The sequence below is a fragment of the Kitasatospora sp. NPDC092948 genome, assembly GCF_044754805.1.
Classification (GTDB): domain Bacteria; phylum Actinomycetota; class Actinomycetes; order Streptomycetales; family Streptomycetaceae; genus Kitasatospora.
Map to the genome: position 1 here is coordinate 96,351 of NZ_JBIVPU010000004.1, position 17,205 is coordinate 113,555.

Sequence of the window (17,205 nt, forward strand, 5' to 3'; positions counted from 1 at the left end):
CCGTCGTGCCATGGCCGATCTGGCGCGAAAACGGAACGACGAGCTCGCCCGGATACTCCACCAGCTGGGATGGAGCCCGGAGCGGCTGGCCCGCGAGGTGAACGCGATGCTGCCGCCCGGCATGGCAATCAGCTCGACCGCGCCCTACAAGTGGCGCGACCGGGGCATGGTGCCGCGCTCGCCGCACGACCAGACCGTCTGCGAGGTTCTCGGCCGCTCCGTCGGCATCGCCGTCACGTACGAGCAGCTGTGGGGGCAGATGGGCTCCAACCGGGGCGCCAAGATGCTCTCGCCCCGGCTGCTGACGGATCCGTGGACCGCCGACACCGCACAGACCGCGCTTCGCGAGGCCGGCGCGGACGGCGCTCCGGTACGGCTCACCGACCTGTTCCGCGGTGACGAGCTGGAGCAGGCGGCCCGGCACTGGGCCTCCCCGCCGCCGCCCGTCACCGGTGGCGAGGGCGCACTCCGGATCGCCCCCGAGCAGCTCGCCGACCTGCGGCTCTCCTACGACTCCAAGCAGCGACTGGAGCGCGCCTACGGCGGCGGACTGATCCTCGACCTCGCCAGGGCCGAACTCGCCATGGTGGGAAAGCTGTTGGAGCTGGGCAGCTACGACGAGCCACTCGGCCGGGAACTGTACGGGGCCGCCAGCAGGCTGGCCCGGCTGGTCGGCTGGGCGAACTACGACATGGGCAACGACGCCGCCGCGCAGCGTGCCTTCGTCGCCGCGCTGCGCGCCGCCCACGTCTCCGGCGACCCCCGGCTCGGCGTCGGCGTGGTCGGCTGTCTCGCCGTCCAGGCGACCTACAACTCCGGCGGGCGGGGGCTGGACCCGGTGGCGATGCTGTCCACCGCGCTGCGCGCCGCCGACGATGTGCTGACGCCTTGTGAACGGGCCCTGCAACTCGGCCGGATCGCCCGGGCGCACGGCCGCAAGGGCGAGCAGATCAGCGCCGAGGCAGTCGCCGAGCGGGCGTTCCGGGTGCTGGAGGGGCTGGACGGGTACGACCAGGAGCGCGCCGACCTTGAGGGCATGGTCGGTGAGGGTTTCCTGCTGCTCGGCGAGCACGAGCAGGCCCGAGGCCTGCTGCAGAGCGCGATCGACACGCTCACCGCGGAACGGGCCCGGGTCAAGGCGCTGTTGATGGTGCGCCTCGCCGACTCCTACCGCCGTACCGGCGAACGCAAGGAGGCCGAACAGGCCGCCGACCGGGCCCGCCGACTCGCCGCCGGCATGCAGTCCGCCCGAGTGGCGCGGGCCCTGCGCGAGTTCGACTCCGCGATGCGTGCGGAGGCATAGCGGGAGCCCGGGCGGGGCGCCGGCCTGGGCGGGCGGGGCGCTGGTCTGAGCAGGTGGGGCGCTGGTCTGAGAGGGCCGGGCGCTGGTCTGAGCAGGTGCGGCGCCGGCCTGGGCGGGCGGTTGGCTCGGGAGGGTGGTCGGGGCGCAGGCCTGAGCCGGTGGGGTACCGGCCTGAGTCGGCGGTCGGTCCGGGGAGATGGGCGGGGGAGCGGTCGTGGGAGTGGCGGGCGAGCTGGTTGCGACCGTGGTCGGGGGATTGACGCGGTGACGCGAAAGGGCGTTGAAGGGGTGCGGTACCCTGAGCCCATGCGAACTGTGCGCCTGCTTCTTAGCCGGCCGCGCTGACCAGGACCGGCTTGGGTGCCGGAGTCGGCGTGGCGTCCCCTCCTGCGGAGGGGTTTTCTGCTTTCTACGGCCTGTTCGCTGACTGATGACGATGGAGCCTGAAGGACCATGAGCGAGACGACCCCCGCTTCCGGCGCGGCCGAAGCCGCCACCGAGCCTTTCCGCTACGGCGCCGCGCTGGCCGCCGAGATCGAGTCCCGCTGGCAGGACCTGTGGGAGAAGGAGGGGACGTTCAACGCCCCCAACCCGACCGGCCCGCTGGCCGACGGGTCGGCCGTCGCCGCGAAGCCCCACAGCTTCATCATGGACATGTTCCCGTACCCGTCGGGTGCCGGCCTGCACGTCGGTCACCCGCTGGGCTACATCGCCACTGACGTGTACGCCCGCTTCCAGCGAATGAACGGGTACAACGTCCTGCACACGCTGGGCTACGACGCCTTCGGCCTGCCAGCCGAGCAGTACGCGGTGCAGCACGGTGTGCACCCGCGGGTGTCCACCGAGGACAACATCGCCAACATGCGGCGCCAGCTGCGCCGACTGGGCCTGGGCCACGACTCGCGCCGCTCGATCTCCACGATCGACCCCGAGTACTACCGCTGGACGCAGTGGATCTTCCTGCAGATCTTCAACTCCTGGTACGACGAGGAGGCCGGCAAGGCGCGTCCGATCTCCGAGCTGGTCGCCCAGTTCGGGTCCGGCGAGCGCGAGGTGCCGGGCGGCCGTGCCTGGGCCGAGCTGTCCGGCGTCGAGCGCGACGAGGTGCTGGGTGACTTCCGGCTGGCGTACTCCAAGGAGGTGCCGGTCAACTGGTGCCCCGGCCTGGGCACCGTGCTGGCCAACGAGGAAGTCACCGCGGACGGCCGCTCCGAGCGCGGCAACTTCCCGGTGTTCAAGTCCAACCTGCGCCAGTGGATGATGCGGATCACCGCCTACGCGGACCGCCTGATCGGCGACCTGGACCTGCTGGACTGGCCCGAGGCGATCAAGCTGCAGCAGCGCAACTGGATCGGCCGTTCCGAGGGTGCTCGGGTGGACTTCGGCGTCGGCGCTGACACCGTCACCGTCTTCACCACCCGACCCGACACGCTGTTCGGTGCCACCTACATGGTGCTGGCCCCCGAGCACGCCCTGGTCGACACCATCGTCCCGGCCGCGTGGCCGGCCGGCACCCGCGACGAGTGGACCGGTGGCGCCGCGACCCCGGCCGAGGCCGTTGCCGCGTACCGTGCCGCCGCTGCCGCCAAGTCCGACGTGGAGCGCCAGGCCGACGCCAAGGTGAAGACCGGCGTCTTCACCGGTGCGTTCGCGACCAACCCGGTCAGCGGCGAGCAGATCCCGGTGTTCATCGCCGACTACGTGCTGATGGGCTACGGCACCGGCGCGATCATGGCCGTCCCCGCGCACGACAGCCGCGACTTCGCGTTCGCGCAGGCGTTCAACCTGCCGATGCGCTGCGTCGTCCAGCCCACCGACGGGCGTGGCGAGGACCCGCACACCTGGGACGACGCCTTCGACACCTACGACTCGGTACTGATCAACTCCGAGCGGGACGGCGTGTCGCTGAACGGCCTGTCCGTGGTCGACGCCAAGGCCCGGGTGACCGCCTGGCTGGCCGAGCAGGGCATCGGTGAAGGCACCGTCAACTTCCGCCTGCGCGACTGGCTGTTCAGCCGTCAGCGGTACTGGGGCGAGCCCTTCCCGATCGTCTACGACGAGACCGGCGCGATGCACGCCCTGCCGGAGTCGATGCTGCCGGTCGAGGTCCCCGAGGTCGACGACTACTCGCCGCACACCTACGACCCCGACGACGCCACCTCCTCGCCGAAGACCCCGCTGTCCCGCAACGAGGACTGGGTCAACGTCGAACTGGACCTGGGCGACGGCGTGAAGACCTACCGCCGCGAGACCAACACCATGCCCAACTGGGCGGGATCCTGCTGGTACGAGCTGCGCTACGTCGACCCGATCAACTCCACCTCGGTCGTCGACCCCGCCAACGAGGCCTACTGGATGGGCCCGACCGCCGAGAAGCCGGCCGGTGGCGTCGACCTGTACGTCGGCGGTGCCGAGCACGCGGTGCTGCACCTGCTGTACGCCCGCTTCTGGCACAAGGTGCTGCACGACCTGGGTCACGTCTCCTCGGTCGAGCCATTCCACAAGCTGTTCAACCAGGGCATGATCACCGCCGACGTCTACCGTGACGACCGGGGCTTCCCGGTGCCCGCGGCAGAGGTCGAGGAGCGCGAGGGCCAGTACTACTGGCAGGGCGAGCCGGTCCGCCGCGAGGCGGGCAAGATGGGCAAGTCGCTGAAGAACGCCGTCGCCCCCGACGAGATCTCCGACGAGTACGGTGCGGACACCCTGCGCCTGTACGAGATGGCGATGGGCCCGCTGGACGTCTCCCGCCCGTGGGACACCCGCGCCGTGGTCGGCTCCTACCGCTTCCTGCAGCGGCTGTGGCGCAACGTCGTCTCGGAGGTCACCGGCGAGCTGGTGGTGACCGACGAGGAGCCGGACGAGGCGACGCTGCGCGCGCTGCACAAGACGATCGACGGCATCCGCGGCGACATGGCCAACCTGCGGTTCAACACCGCGGTGGCCAAGGCCATCGAGCTGAACAACTTCCTGGTGAAGCGCGGCTCCACGCCGCGTTCGGTCGCCGAGCAGATCGTTCTGATGATCGCTCCGCTGGCACCGCACATCGCCGAGGAGCTGTGGCGTCGCCTGGGCCACGAGCAGTCGCTGGCCTTCGCCGACTACCCGGTCGCCGACCCGGCGTACGTGGTCGACGAGACCGTGACCTGCGTCGTGCAGATCAAGGGCAAGGTCAAGGCCCGCCTGGAGGTCTCGCCGTCCATCTCGGACGCCGAGCTGGAGGCGCTGGCCCTGGCCGACCCGACCGTGGTCGCGGCCATCGGTGGCGCGGAGGTGCGCAAGGTCATCGCCCGCGCGCCGAAGCTGGTGAACATCGTCACCGGCTGACGACGCCTCTGCTGAGCCGTCGTCGGATCGGTAGGGCCGGTCGCCCCGAACGCGGGGAGGCCGGCCCTTCGCCGTCCGTGGACGCGGGAGGTCCGACTCGCGGGAGGCGGCGCACCCAGCGACGAGGGTGAGCAACAGCGATCCGGACAGGGGCAGGGCGTGAAGGATCCGGGTGATGCTGCGGGCCTGCCTGACTCGTCCGACTCGTCTGTCTCGTCGGACGGGCCGGATGCGGTGGAAGAGCTCGAACAAGATGGCTCCGTTCTTCGTCGGGGTGTCGATCGCGCGGTGTGTACTGGCGGTCTCCGGGTGATTGCTTGGGGGAAATCCCTGAGCTGTCCCTGATCTCCTTTCTCCGAGGGGTTGAACGGCTGCTGCCCGCTGCCGGGCCGAGCTACGGTGGAGACCGGTGGACAGGGCGGGCCGCAGTGGGCGGGCCGCCGCCGGTCACGGGCGGAGGTGGGCTCCCGATGGAAGCCGTCGGTGTCGTCGTAGCGCTGGTGGCGCTGCTCGGCGTGACGCTGCTGGTGATGGCGGTGGTCGGGACGGTCAAGGCTGCCAAGGCCGTGGCCGCCAAGGTTGAGCGGCACAGCTCCACCGCCCAGCGGGCGGTGGAGAACGCCACCCTCCGGGCGAAGAGCATCACCAAGCCCGGTGACCAGGGACGGATCGCCGGCCTCCGACTGTCCCTGCGCACCGCGCTGGACTCGACCCGCCAGGTCCTGCAGGGCGGGCTCCCGCAGGACGGTCAGCTCGGCGACTCGCTCCAGCTCCTCGCCCGCCTCGAATCGCACGCTGCCGAACTCGACGGCGAACTGCGACTGCTGGAACGCGAGCCGATGAGCAGCCGAGTCACCGCCAAGTTCCCCGAACTGCGCGAGCGCGCCGAACGGATCACGCACTCTGCGGACTCCCTGCGCTGGGCCGCCCAGGACCGCATGCGCCGCTTCGCCGACGACGAACTCGCCCGCCTCAGTCAGGAGTGCCAGGACGAAGCCGGAGCGCTGCGGCACTGGACCCCTGCCGAGCCCGCCGCGGACCACGGCTCCGGATTTGCGGCCGGCCCTGCCTCCACCGGCGACGCCCGGAGTGCCGCCGCTTCCGCCGATGGCCCCGCCGACCGCCGGAAGGGAATCGGCACCGGCCGCCAGACCAGCGCCGAGGAACTGCTCGGGCTGGCTGCTGAGCCGCTCTCCCGCCTCGCCGACCGTCTGCGCAAGCCGAACCCGGCCGGACCCAACCACCGCTGACCCCGCGTCACGAGGCGGTTGCTGTCCGCGAGCTGATGGTTACCCGCTGTTGTGGGGGTCAAACCGCCACAGGGCGACACTGTCATCCTGACTCGGCGGAGGGTAACCTCCGCCTCATGCTCGGCCACCTCGCACTTGTCACGGATTCCACCGCGTATCTGCCCCAAGAAGCGGTGGACCGGCACCGTATCCAGGTGGTACCGCTCAGCGTCGCGGTCGGTGACGAAGTCTTCGCCGAGGGCGTGGAGATCTCCCCGAAGGATGTCGCCGAGGCCCTGCGGGCCAAGCGCCGGGTGACTACCTCCCGTCCCAGCCCCGAGACATTTGCGGCCGCCTACCGGGCCGCCGCCGAGGCCGGCGCGCGGGGAATCGTCTCCATCCATCTGTCTGCCGAACTGTCCGGCACGGCGGAAGCGGCTCAGCTGGCTGCTGCCACGGCACCGATCCCGGTCAGGGTGGTCGACAGCCGACTGGTCGGCATGGCGCTGGGAAGCTGCGTGCTGGCCGCCGCCGAGCTTGCCGACTCCCTTGACGCCGCCCGGGCAGGTGCGGCCGGCGACGAGGCGGGCGGCGATGTGCGCAGCGATGAGGACGGTGACGGCACCGGGGCGGACCTGGACCGGGTGGCATCCGCTGCCGAGCGGCGGGCCGAGGTCACCAATGGCTTCTTCTACGTCGACACCCTGGAGCATCTGCGGCGCGGAGGCAGGATCGGAACCGCCCAGGCGCTGGTCGGATCTGCGCTGGCTGTGAAGCCCCTGCTGCACCTCGCGGGCGGTCGGATCGAGCCGTTGGAGAAGGTCCGCACCGCCTCCCGGGCCATTGCCCGCCTCGAGGAGATCGCTGTCGAGCACGCGGGGGCACAGCCGGTGGACATCACCGTCCACCACCTGGCCGCAGAGCAGCGGGCCGAGGCACTGGCAGAGCGGCTGCGGGAGCGGGTGCCGGCGATCAACGAGCTCTACGTCAGTGAAGTCGGCGCTGTCATCGGTGCGCACGTCGGCCCAGGTCTGCTGGCAGTTGTCGTGGCGCCGGTCGTCGAGTCCCCGCGCTGAGCGGCGCCAAACTCGCTCGTCCGAGCGACGAGAGTTATCCACAGGGCCGGGTTATCCACAGGGTCGGACCAATTTCCTGACCGGGTGTCAGGGCGGACCTACTGTCCTCGCCATGAGGACCATCACCACACCCCAGACCCGTCGTCGTCAGACCGTCGCCACTGCCCGGGCCCGCATCGGCCTGCTCTTCCCGCCCACCCGGCCCGCCGATCTCGGTCCGCCTCTTGGCCCGGGGGCCGAGCTGCTTTCCGGGGCCCCGGAGCAGGTGGGGGCAGCGGAAGTGCGCAGCGGTGAGCCGTCAGTGCCTGCCGACCGTACGGAGATCGGCACCGCTTCCGAGCCGGAGCGGGCAGTGGAGCGAGCGACGACCGTTCCCGATCCGCCCTACGCCCTGTCGTCGCCGCGCGTTCTGGCGATGTACGGGGTCGCCGCCCGCTCCGCAGCGACGACCGGCCCGAGCTTCACCGATTCGGCCTTCGGACGGCCCGTGGTCCGGCAAGGCACGACTCCGGAGAGAGACCCGCCGTCCCCCGTAGCCGACATCGACTCGTCGACACCCGCCGTTCCCGAGCCCCCGCCGGACGACCGGGCCGACCTCCAATCGGATCCGGACCCACCCGAGCTCGATATCCCGTCAGCTACCGAACCCACAGCTGTGTCACACCACACCGACCGGCCGCACCTGCCCCTGCGGTTCCGTATCCCCACAGCCTTCGCCCTCGATCGCCGTGCCGTTCTCGGCCTCGCTGTTCTGCTCGCTCTCGCCGTCGGCTACGCCGCGCAGCACTTCTGGTGGGGTCGGCCGCACCCCGTCACAGTCCCCGCCATCTCCATCTCCGAGTCCACAACCGAGTCCACAACCGAGCCCGCTACGGAAGGAGCACCGGTACGCCATTCCTCCAGTGCGTCCCTGGTCGTCGACATCGCCGGCAAGGTTCAGCACCCCGGCCTACGAACCCTCCCCGCAGGTTCACGGGTCGCCGATGCCCTGACCGCCGCCGGCGGCCCGATCCCAGGGACGGACACCAGCCCCCTCAACCTCGCCCGCCCGCTCAGTGACGGAGAACAGATCCTCGTGGGTACCGAAATCGCCCCCGGTGGCGCCCCTGCCGCCTCCGCCGGACCGGTCAGCCTCAACCGTTCCAGCGCCGAACAGCTCGACTCGCTGCCGGGCGTAGGGCCCGCCCTGGCCCAACGCATCCTCCAGTACCGCCTCGCGCACGGCCCCTTCCAGTCCCTCGACCAACTCCGCCACGTCTCCGGCATCGGCCCCCGGAAGTACGAGGACCTCAAGCCACTTCTCACGCTGTGATCCCTACCGCCCCCCTTTCCTGCCATGAGGTTGTCGCATGAACCAGCTCCTCTGACCTGCTGAGCGAAGCCCTGCCCCTACCCGCCGACAAGGCGAGGCCGCTCACACGACCTCTGTCCGGGCCCGACCGGCCGCCACCCACAACTCGCCTGCCAGTTACGGAGCTGCCCCTCGCCTTCGGCCCGCACCCCTCCAATCAGTCCCTCGTTCCGCGCACAGCTCCGGTCGGTACGGCAGCCGTGCTGTTGCGCCGTCAGTCACCACATCGACAAGCCGCCCAACGAACGCACCGAGAGGAGAAGTCCGATGCCGGCCCTGCCATCCGCTGTCCCCGACCGAGCCGACTACCGGCTTCTCCTCCCGGCCGTCACCGCGTGGCTGGTCACCGCCGCAGTCCTCGACCTGGACGCGAGACACCACCCGACGCTGCTCCTGGGTTCGTTGGTGAGTGGAGTGATCGCCCTCGGCCTCCTCACTTCGAAGGGACCTCGCCGCTCGATCCACCGACTGGCAGCGGCTGCCCTGCTCACCGCAGCCACCGCGACGACCACCACCGTCCTCCATACCGCCGACCTGCACCGTGGCCCGCTGCCCGCGCTGGCCCGTCCAACGCCGACGTCCGTCGGGGGAGAACCGCTCGCCCCGGGCGGCCGGGAGAAGCCCCCGGGCGCGGACGAAGGGCCCGCTCAGCCCGACTCCGAGGACGGGCGAACGCCGCCGTCCCGAACCGGAGGCAGACGAACAGCCAACTCGGAGGTCACCGTTGAGGCGACCATCACCGGTGATCCCAAGCTGCACGGGTCGCACACCCGGGGCAGCGCCCTCTCCCAACCGACCCTCACTGTCGCTGCCCTCGTCACCCGCGTCCGCCCGGCTGTCGGCGCCGAGCAGACGGAAGCGGCTTCCACCGCGACCAGAACGCCCGTCACGTTCATAATTCGAACCCAGGAGGCGGGGCAGTGGCAGCAGCTGACGCCCTCCACCCGACTGGAGGTGCAGGCAGAGGTGCTGCCGGAGCAGCGGCCGAGCCCCTCCGCCGGCCAGGGCTCGGCCGCGCGGCCCCGGACCGGCTCGGCAGCACTGCTCGCCCCGCAAGGACAGCCCAGGATTCTTGCGCCGCCCAGCCTCCCGCAACGCTTGGCCGCCCGACTCCGCACAGGGCTTCGCGACGCCTGCGATCATTTGCCGCCGGATGTTCGCGGCTTGCTCCCCGGGCTGGTGGTGGGCGATGTGACGAGGCTTCCGGACGACCTGGCGGATGCATTTCGGGCCACCGACCTCGGGCACCTGGTGGCGGTGAGCGGGGCCAACCTGGCGATCATCCTGGCGGTCCTGGTCGGAGGTACTCCGGCCGACCCGGATACACCCGGGCGTGGTGGGCTGGCCGGGCTGCTGGGTCTCTCCTTCCGCGCGACGGCACTGCTCGGAACGGGGCTGACGCTGGCATTCGTCACCATCTGTCGACCCGATCCGAGCGTGCTCAGAGCTGCTGCCGCCGGCCTGATCGGGCTGTTGGCCCTCGCCACCGGTAGACCGAGACGGGGCTTGCCCACCCTGGCCGGTGCTGTGCTGATCCTGGTGCTGGTGGATCCCTATCTGGCCCAATCCTTCGGGTTCCTGCTCTCCGCTCTCGCCACGGCAGGGCTGCTGATCCTCGGCCCGAGATGGACGGCCGCGCTGCGGGCACGTCGTTGGCCGCACCATCTCGCGTCAGCAGTCGGCGCCACCGCGGCGGCGCAGGCATTCTGTTCCCCCGTCACCGTCCTGCTGGCGCCGCGGATCAGCCTGGTCGGAGTTCCGTGCAACGTGCTGGCGGAGATCGCGGTCGCGCCCGCCACCTTGCTCGGGTTCGGCGCGCTCGCGGTCGCCCCCGTCTCGAAAGGGGCGGCCGAGTTCCTGGCAGACCTTGCCGCACTGCCCGTCGGGTGGCTGGCGATCGTCGCGCGAAGGGGAGCCGAACTTCCCGGTGCCGAACTCGCTTGGCCCGGCGGCCTGTTCGGGTCGGCGCTGCTGGTGGTGGTCATCGTCGCGTTGGCCTGGGCGTTGCCGCCGTTGCTGGGCGGACGACGGTCCAGACACCGGCGACCCAGGGTGTGGTCGGTGCTCGCGGTCGCCGTTCTGCTGCCGGTCGTTCTGCTGCGTCCACCTGTCGTCAGCCGGCTGGCGACAGGGTGGCCCGTCCAGGGCTGGCGGTTGGCGATGTGCGACATCGGCCAGGGTGACATGACTGTCCTGCCGGTCGAGCCCGGCAGCGCGGTGGTGGTGGATGCCGGGCCCGACCCCAAATCGGCCGATGCTTGCCTGCGAGAACTCGGAGTGACCAGGGTGCCGGTCCTGATCCTCACTCACTTCCACGCCGACCATGTCGAAGGCATCCCCGGGGTGCTGCGCGGCCGGTCGGTCGGTGCGATCGAGGTGACGTCATCGAACGAGCCGGAAGGCGAACGGAGCAGGGTGCTGCGCTGGGCGGCCGACGACCGGGTCCCGGTACTGCGGGCTCAACGGGGCGAGCGCCGAGCGGCCGGCGATCAGCTCGCCTGGCAAGTGGTGTGGCCGTCTTCGCCATTGGCGTCGGACACGACCGGTCCCAACAACTCCAGCATCGCGATCCTCGCTACCCTCGGCCCACCCGCTGCCGCGATCAGGGTAGCCCTGCTGGGTGACCTGGAACCCCCGGCGCAGGCGGCCCTGCTCGCCCTTGGCCTGCCGCCGCCGACCCGACCGGACGAGCGCGTCCCTCTTCCGTCTCCGGGCACGGAGCCGGCATCGGCGCATGGCAGGGACACTGCGTCCGACGGTCGGACGGCGACGGTGAGTGCCGTCGGCTCGGTCGACCGCTACGCCGGTCCCGGTCCTCCCGACCCTCCTGGCGTTGTCGGTCCGTCCGGTTCTTCCGGTTCTTCCAGGCTGGGGCGGGTGGACGTGCTGAAGGTGGCACACCACGGATCGGCGAACCAGGACTGGGCGTTGATGGCGGCGTTGAGCCCGAGGCTCGCCCTGATCTCCTGCGGTACCGGCAACCCGTACGGGCATCCGGCCCCGCGGACGGTGGCCGGGCTCAGGGCGCTGGGCGCGACGGTGGTTCGCACCGACCGGGTGGGGGACATCGCGGTGCTGGGGGATGCACTGTCCCTCGCCGTGGCGTCCCACCTGCGCTCCGCCCACGGCTGATGCCGAGGTGTCTCGGGCCCGTCGGTGTGGGCGGCAGTCGGAACCGGTGGGCCGAGCGGAACGGAGAGCGCCCGTCCGAGCGGGTGGGTTCACCTCGCTCGGGCGGGACCAGAACACGTCGAGTGGGCTGGTGGCAGGTCAGTCCTGTTCGCGCCACCCGTCCTGCTCGGCGACGAGCCGGTCGAGTTCGGCCAGCAGTTGAGGCGTCCAGCCCTCGTCCTCGGGGGCCTCGACGACCACGATCCACTGGGCGTCCTCGGCGTCGTCCTCGCCGGCGAGGGCGTCCCGGACCACCTCCACGTCGCCAAGGTCGTGCCAGCGCGCGCTCAACTCCTCGGCAACCTCATCTGCCGCGTCGCGGTCAGGAAGGACGAGCAATTGACGGTCATTGTTCTTGATCACGCCATCATTCTCCCCAGCCCGGCGGGCAGCGTGGCGGCGGCCCCACCCCGGCTGTCACCCCGGTGGACAAGCCGGGCGGGCGGTGCTGGTGGACGGGTGCGGGGACGTGCCGGGGCAGGCCTGTCGGCACGGCATGCGATCCTGGTAGACGATGGCCAGGAAGAGTGCACCCGACGACCTGCTCGCCCCGCTGACCGTTGCGGTCGGCCAGGAGGAGCTGCTGCTGGACCGCGCAGTCGCCGAGGTGGTGGCGGCGGCGAAGGCGGCAGACCCGGAGACGGACGTGCGCGACCTCGCGCCGGGTGCGCTGCAGGCCGGGCAGTTGGCCGAGCTCACCACCCCCTCGCTCTTTGCGGAGCGGAAGGTGATCGTGGTCCGGGCCGCGCAGGACCTCGCGGCTGACGCGGTCAAGGAGGTCAAGGCGTACCTGGAGTCGCCGGCCGAGGAAGTGATCATGGTGCTGGTCCATCCGGGCGGCGCCAAGGGCAAGGGCCTGCTGGATGCGGCGAAGAAGGCCGGCGCGCGGGAGGTTCTGTGCGCCAAGCTCACCAAGGCGAGCGAGAAGCTGGCGTTCATCCGCAACGAGTTCCGTACCCTGGGTCGGGCCGCCAGCCCGGAGGCGTGCCAGGCACTGCTCGACTCGCTGGGCAGCGACCTGCGCGAACTGTCGGCCGCCTGCAGTCAGTTGACGGCCGACATCGAGGGCCCGATCGACGAGACGGCGGTCGCGAAGTACTACAGCGGACGGGCCGAGGCGACCGGCTTCGAGGTGGCGGACCTTGCCGTCACGGGCCGGGCCGCCGAGGCGCTGGAGCGACTGCGTTGGGCGCTGGCCGTGGGCCAGCCGCCCACGGGCATCACGTATGCGCTCGCCTCCGGAGTGCGCAGCATCGGCCGACTTGCCAGCGCCGGCCGCAACCTCCGCCCGGCGGACCTGGCCCGCGAGCTGGGCATGCCGCCGTGGAAGGTGGACCGGGTCCGCCAGCAGATGCGCGGCTGGACGGGCGACGGCGTGGCCGCCGCGCTCACGGCTGTCGCCGAGGCCGACGCCGCCGTCAAGGGTGGTTCCGACGACCCCGCATACGCCCTGGAACGTGCCGTGGTCGCCGTGGCCCGCGCCTCCCGGGCCGGCTCGCGCCCGTACTGAGCCGCACCGCAGCGGCGCTGCGGAAGCAGCCTCGCGGGATCAGGCCGATCGGTGCTCGGGCCTGACCGGCCAACCGGCGCCTCGGGCCTGACCGGCAGGTCCCGGGCCCGGGCCCGGGGTGCGGTCAGGGGGATCCGCCGAGGGTGCGCAGGAGTTCGCGGGTGTCGGCGAGCAACGCGGTACGGACTTCGTCGCGGTTGGGCGCGGTGCCCTGGCCGTCCTGGTAGGAGGCGGACCAGCTGGTGTAGCAGGTCATGCCGCCCTGGCGGGCGTACAGGACCTGGGTGAGGTAGTGCCGGCTCGGGTTGCCGCTGTCGGCGTCGTCCAGGTAGCCGACGTAGGCCGCGTCACCGAGGCCGGGCACCGTGCTGACCTGGTAGTGGCGTTGGGCCAGCCCGTCGCGCTGGGCGTCGAACTCCGGGCGTGGGTCGACCTCGTGGTGGAGCTGCACCTGTAGGTAGAGGGTGTAGAAGTCCTGGCTGTCGCCGACCTTCTTGCGGTACTGGCTGCAATACATCTCGTCCAGCGCCCGGTGGTGCGTCGTGTAGTGGTAGGGGCTGCCTGTCGGTGCCGGGTACAGCTGGCTGAAGGAGGTCAGACGGGCGGTGGTGCACAGGTTGTCGACCACCTGGTAGCCGACGACACGCGGGACGTTCGGTGCCGAGTCGCCGTTGATCAGCGAGGGGACCGTCAGGACGGTTGCCGCCCACACCACCGAAGCCGCCAGGGCGCCGCCGATGCCCCACCGCAGTCCGGGCCCGGGACGATTCCGGCCAGGGTCCGTCCCGTTGGGACCGCCGCCGTCGTTGGAGGGCCCGTCCGGCCCGATGGTGGTGACCGGGCCGGTCCTGGGGCCGGTCGTCGAGGAACTGCGGGGGCTGCGCGAGAAGCTGCTGGTGGAGCGGTGGCCCTGCAGCGGATGCGGCGGCGGAGTCGACATCGTTCCCCCGAGTAGTTGGTCACGCACGGGCAGTGCCAAGAACCTCCGCACCTTACCTTGCCGCAGCGTCCGCGCCGATCCCCTTTTCCACTGCGAAGGTTGAGCACCGCAGCTGCCGGGCCGGCAGCCGTCGACCGGGGCCGGAAACGCGGACTGCCCGCCTGGTGGTTACCGGGCGGGCAGTCGGAGGAAGTGCCCCGAGCGGGGACTTCCCGTGGTTCATCGGGTACCGCACCCGCGTGGCGAACGCAGGCCGCGTGCGGTACGGGTCGTGCAGCTCATCGGGAATCCGGGTAGAGGGCCGGATTCCCGGGAGCGGACGGTTGGCGGTGGCGGGTAGAGGGCCGCCGAGTCACGCCGCCCGAGGTGGTGCCGGAGCACCGGTTCGTACGGCCGAGCCGTACGGGAAGGACCAGGATCAGGCAGCGACGTTGACGCGCTTGGTGATCGCCGACTTCTTGTTGGCGGCCTGGTTCTTGTGGATGATGCCCTTGCTGACGGCCTTGTCGAGGGCCTTGGAGGCGGCGCGAGCCAGCTCGACGGCCTTCTCGTTCTCGCCGGCGGCAGCGGCCTCGCGGGCCTTGCGCAGAGCGGTCTTCAGCGAGGACTTGACGGCCTTGTTGCGCAGGCGCGCCTTCTCGTTGGTCTTGTTGCGCTTGATCTGGGACTTGATGTTCGCCACGAAAGAGCCTCAGTCTGTGTGAATCGGCAGTTCAACGGGTTGCACCGCTCGCCGCCCGGACCTGCTGAGAGGGCATGCCGAGGGCGGAGTGCAGCCGCCCACGCTACCAGGGCCGGCCTGTGCCGCCCAAACCGGACCGGCGGCACGACCACCGGCGGCGTCCCGTCAGGCGCTGATCAGCGGCTCGCCGTAGTGCTCGACTGTCGGGAACGGGTCGTAGTAGTGGTGCAGCAACTCGCGCCAGCGCCCGTACTCGGGGGAGCGGCGGAAGCCCTCGGTGTGGTCCTCCAGGGTCTCCCACTCGACCTGCAACAGGAAGCGCGAGGTGCTGCCGTCGTCCAGGCAGCGGCGCAGTTCGAGGCGGCGGAACCCCCGCTGGGCGGCGATCAGCGGACGGGCTTCGGCGAAGGCGGCGAGGAAGTCGTCCTCGTTGCCGGGGCGGACGTCGAGCAGGGCACTCTCCAAGATCATGCGGACATCCTGGCGCGTGCCAGCCCGGGCGGAAAGACCGGTCGGCCTCGGGCATGGGAGGATGGGCGGAACCATATTGATCGGATCAGAAATCGGACCAAGGTGCCCGCGACCCCCAGCAACGTGCCAGAGCCCAGCCGTACTGACCCGGCGGTGATTCGCAACTTCTGCATCATCGCCCACATCGACCACGGCAAGTCGACGCTCGCCGACCGGATGCTGCAGATCACCGGCGTCGTCGATCCCCGGCAGATGCGCGCCCAGTACCTCGACCGGATGGACATCGAGCGCGAGCGCGGCATCACCATCAAGTCGCAGGCTGTCCGCCTCCCGTGGGCGCCGCGGACCGGTGAGAACGCGGGCAAGACGCACATCCTCAACATGATCGACACCCCCGGCCACGTGGACTTCACGTACGAGGTGTCCCGCTCCCTTGCGGCCTGCGAGGGAACCATCCTGGTGGTCGACGCGGCCCAGGGCATCGAGGCGCAGACCCTCGCCAACCTGTACCTGGCGCTGGAGAACGACCTCACCATCATCCCGGTGCTCAACAAGATCGACCTGCCGGCCGCCCAGCCCGAGAAGTACGCGGCGGAGATCGCGCACATCATCGGCTGCGACCCGGCCGACGTGCTGAAGGTCTCCGCGAAGACCGGCCTCGGCGTGGAGGACCTGCTCGACCACGTGGTCGAGAAGATCCCCGCCCCGGTCGGCGTCAAGGACGCCCCGGCCCGCGCGATGATCTTCGACTCGGTGTACGACGCCTACCGCGGCGTGGTCACCTACGTGCGAGTGGTCGACGGCCAGCTCACCAAGCGTGAGCGGATCGCCATGATGTCCACCGGTGCCACCCACGAACTGCTGGAGATCGGCGTCATCTCGCCCGAGCCGAAGGTCGCCGACGGCCTCGGTGTCGGTGAGGTGGGCTACATCATCACCGGTGTGAAGGACGTGCGGCAGTCCAAGGTCGGTGACACCATCACCTCGCAGAACAAGGGCGCCACCGAGCCGCTCGGCGGCTACAAGGACCCGCGCCCGATGGTGTTCTCCGGCCTCTACCCGCTGGACGGTTCGGACTACCCGCTGCTCCGCGACGCCCTCGACAAGCTGCGCCTGAACGACGCCGCGCTGGCCTACGAGCCGGAGACCTCGGTCGCCCTCGGCTTCGGCTACCGCTGTGGCTTCCTCGGCCTGCTGCACCTGGAGATCATCCGGGAGCGCCTGGAGCGCGAGTTCAACCTCGACCTGATCTCCACCGCTCCGAACGTGATCTACCGGGTGATCATGGAGGACGGCACCGAGCACACCGTCACCAACCCGAGCGAGTTCCCCACCGGCAAGATCGCCGAGGTGTACGAGCCGGTCGTGCGCGGCACCATCCTGGCTCCGAACGAGTTCGTCGGCGCGATCATGGAGCTCTGCCAGTCCCGCCGCGGCAACCTCCAGGGCATGGACTACCTCTCCGAGGACCGGGTGGAGCTGCGCTACACCCTGCCGCTGGCCGAGATCGTCTTCGACTTCTTCGACCAGCTGAAGTCCAAGACCCGCGGTTACGCCTCGCTGGACTACGAGCCCATCGGCGAGCAGTCCGCGAACCTGGTCAAGGTCGACATCCTGCTGCACGGCGACGCGGTGGACGCGTTCTCCGCGATCGTGCACAAGGACAAGGCCTACAACTACGGCGTGATGATGGCCGGCAAGCTGCAGAAGCTGATCCCGCGCCAGCAGTTCGAGGTGCCGATCCAGGCGGCGATCGGCTCCCGGGTGATCGCCCGTGAGACGGTCCGCGCGATCCGCAAGGACGTTCTCGCCAAGTGCTACGGCGGTGACATCTCGCGTAAGCGCAAGCTGCTGGAGAAGCAGAAGGAAGGCAAGAAGCGGATGAAGATGGTCGGCCGAGTGGAGGTCCCGCAGGAGGCCTTCATTGCCGCGCTGTCGACGGACGCGGAGGCTCCGAAGGAGAAGAAGTAACTCCTACACGGTCGGCCGCACGGGCCGGGGTCCCCACACGGGCCCCGGCCCGTCGCCGTTTCCTGGCGGCAACGCGGCAACGCGGCAACGCGGCAACGCGGCAGCACGGCAACGCGGCGTCGGTGGCGAGTCGGTGGCGAGTCGACGGTGCTGCCGGACGGTTCTGCGGGCTGT

General features: G+C 70.6%; 12 protein-coding genes. 8 read left to right on the top strand and 4 right to left on the bottom strand.

Annotated elements, in window-relative coordinates; genetic code table 11:
* Window positions 1–10 precede the first annotated feature (10 nt).
* From ACIQF6_RS14005 to ACIQF6_RS14030, 6 genes are all read left to right on the top strand, one after another.
* Window positions 11–1,303 (top strand): hypothetical protein, encoded by a 1,293-nt coding sequence (locus ACIQF6_RS14005; RefSeq protein WP_400894086.1) that lies wholly within the window; start codon window positions 11–13, stop codon window positions 1,301–1,303.
* 453 nt (window positions 1,304–1,756) lie between these two features.
* On the top strand, window positions 1,757–4,630 hold the full coding sequence (gene leuS, locus ACIQF6_RS14010; RefSeq protein WP_400894088.1) for a leucine--tRNA ligase: 2,874 nt from the start codon (window positions 1,757–1,759) through the stop codon (window positions 4,628–4,630).
* A 470-nt stretch (window positions 4,631–5,100) separates the two neighbouring features.
* The gene (locus tag ACIQF6_RS14015; protein WP_400894090.1) at window positions 5,101–5,880 is read left to right on the top strand and encodes a hypothetical protein; all 780 of its coding nucleotides are present in this window, start codon (window positions 5,101–5,103) and stop codon (window positions 5,878–5,880) included.
* Window positions 5,881–5,996: 116 nt separating this feature from the next.
* Entirely contained in the window at window positions 5,997–6,935 is a 939-nt protein-coding gene (locus ACIQF6_RS14020) for a DegV family protein (protein WP_400894092.1), read from the top strand.
* 112 nt (window positions 6,936–7,047) lie between these two features.
* The gene (locus tag ACIQF6_RS14025) at window positions 7,048–8,247 is read left to right on the top strand and encodes a helix-hairpin-helix domain-containing protein (protein ID WP_400894094.1); all 1,200 of its coding nucleotides are present in this window, start codon (window positions 7,048–7,050) and stop codon (window positions 8,245–8,247) included.
* A 306-nt stretch (window positions 8,248–8,553) separates the two neighbouring features.
* The gene (locus tag ACIQF6_RS14030; protein ID WP_400894096.1) at window positions 8,554–11,418 is read left to right on the top strand and encodes a ComEC/Rec2 family competence protein; all 2,865 of its coding nucleotides are present in this window, start codon (window positions 8,554–8,556) and stop codon (window positions 11,416–11,418) included.
* A gap of 138 nt (window positions 11,419–11,556) precedes the next feature.
* Here the strand turns inward: ACIQF6_RS14030 and ACIQF6_RS14035 are convergent, their stop codons facing one another.
* Window positions 11,557–11,820, bottom strand: coding sequence for a hypothetical protein (locus tag ACIQF6_RS14035; RefSeq protein WP_400894098.1), 264 nt, complete (start codon window positions 11,818–11,820; stop codon window positions 11,557–11,559).
* 151 nt (window positions 11,821–11,971) lie between these two features.
* Here ACIQF6_RS14035 and holA point away from each other — a divergent pair, with 151 nt between their 5' ends.
* Entirely contained in the window at window positions 11,972–12,967 is a 996-nt protein-coding gene (holA, locus tag ACIQF6_RS14040; protein ID WP_400894100.1) for a DNA polymerase III subunit delta, read from the top strand.
* 124 nt (window positions 12,968–13,091) lie between these two features.
* On the opposite strand, the gene ACIQF6_RS14045 is transcribed toward holA, so the two are convergent.
* The 3 genes from ACIQF6_RS14045 to ACIQF6_RS14055 all read right to left on the bottom strand — a co-directional run bounded on the left by ACIQF6_RS14045 (window position 13,092) and on the right by ACIQF6_RS14055 (window position 15,060).
* Window positions 13,092–13,907: a hypothetical protein gene (locus ACIQF6_RS14045; protein ID WP_400894102.1), complete on the bottom strand. Its 816-nt coding sequence runs from the start codon at window positions 13,905–13,907 to the stop codon at window positions 13,092–13,094.
* A gap of 418 nt (window positions 13,908–14,325) precedes the next feature.
* Window positions 14,326–14,589, bottom strand: a complete 264-nt coding sequence (gene rpsT, locus ACIQF6_RS14050) for a 30S ribosomal protein S20 (protein WP_035862702.1) — start codon at window positions 14,587–14,589, stop codon at window positions 14,326–14,328.
* A 165-nt stretch (window positions 14,590–14,754) separates the two neighbouring features.
* Complete coding sequence (locus ACIQF6_RS14055; protein WP_400894105.1) at window positions 14,755–15,060, bottom strand: antibiotic biosynthesis monooxygenase family protein; 306 nt, start codon at window positions 15,058–15,060, stop codon at window positions 14,755–14,757.
* 102 nt (window positions 15,061–15,162) lie between these two features.
* Between ACIQF6_RS14055 and lepA the strand changes: the two genes are divergently transcribed.
* A complete protein-coding gene (gene lepA / locus ACIQF6_RS14060; protein ID WP_400894107.1) occupies window positions 15,163–17,031 on the top strand; it encodes a translation elongation factor 4 in 1,869 nt (622 codons plus the stop codon).
* Window positions 17,032–17,205: the final 174 nt, after the last annotated feature.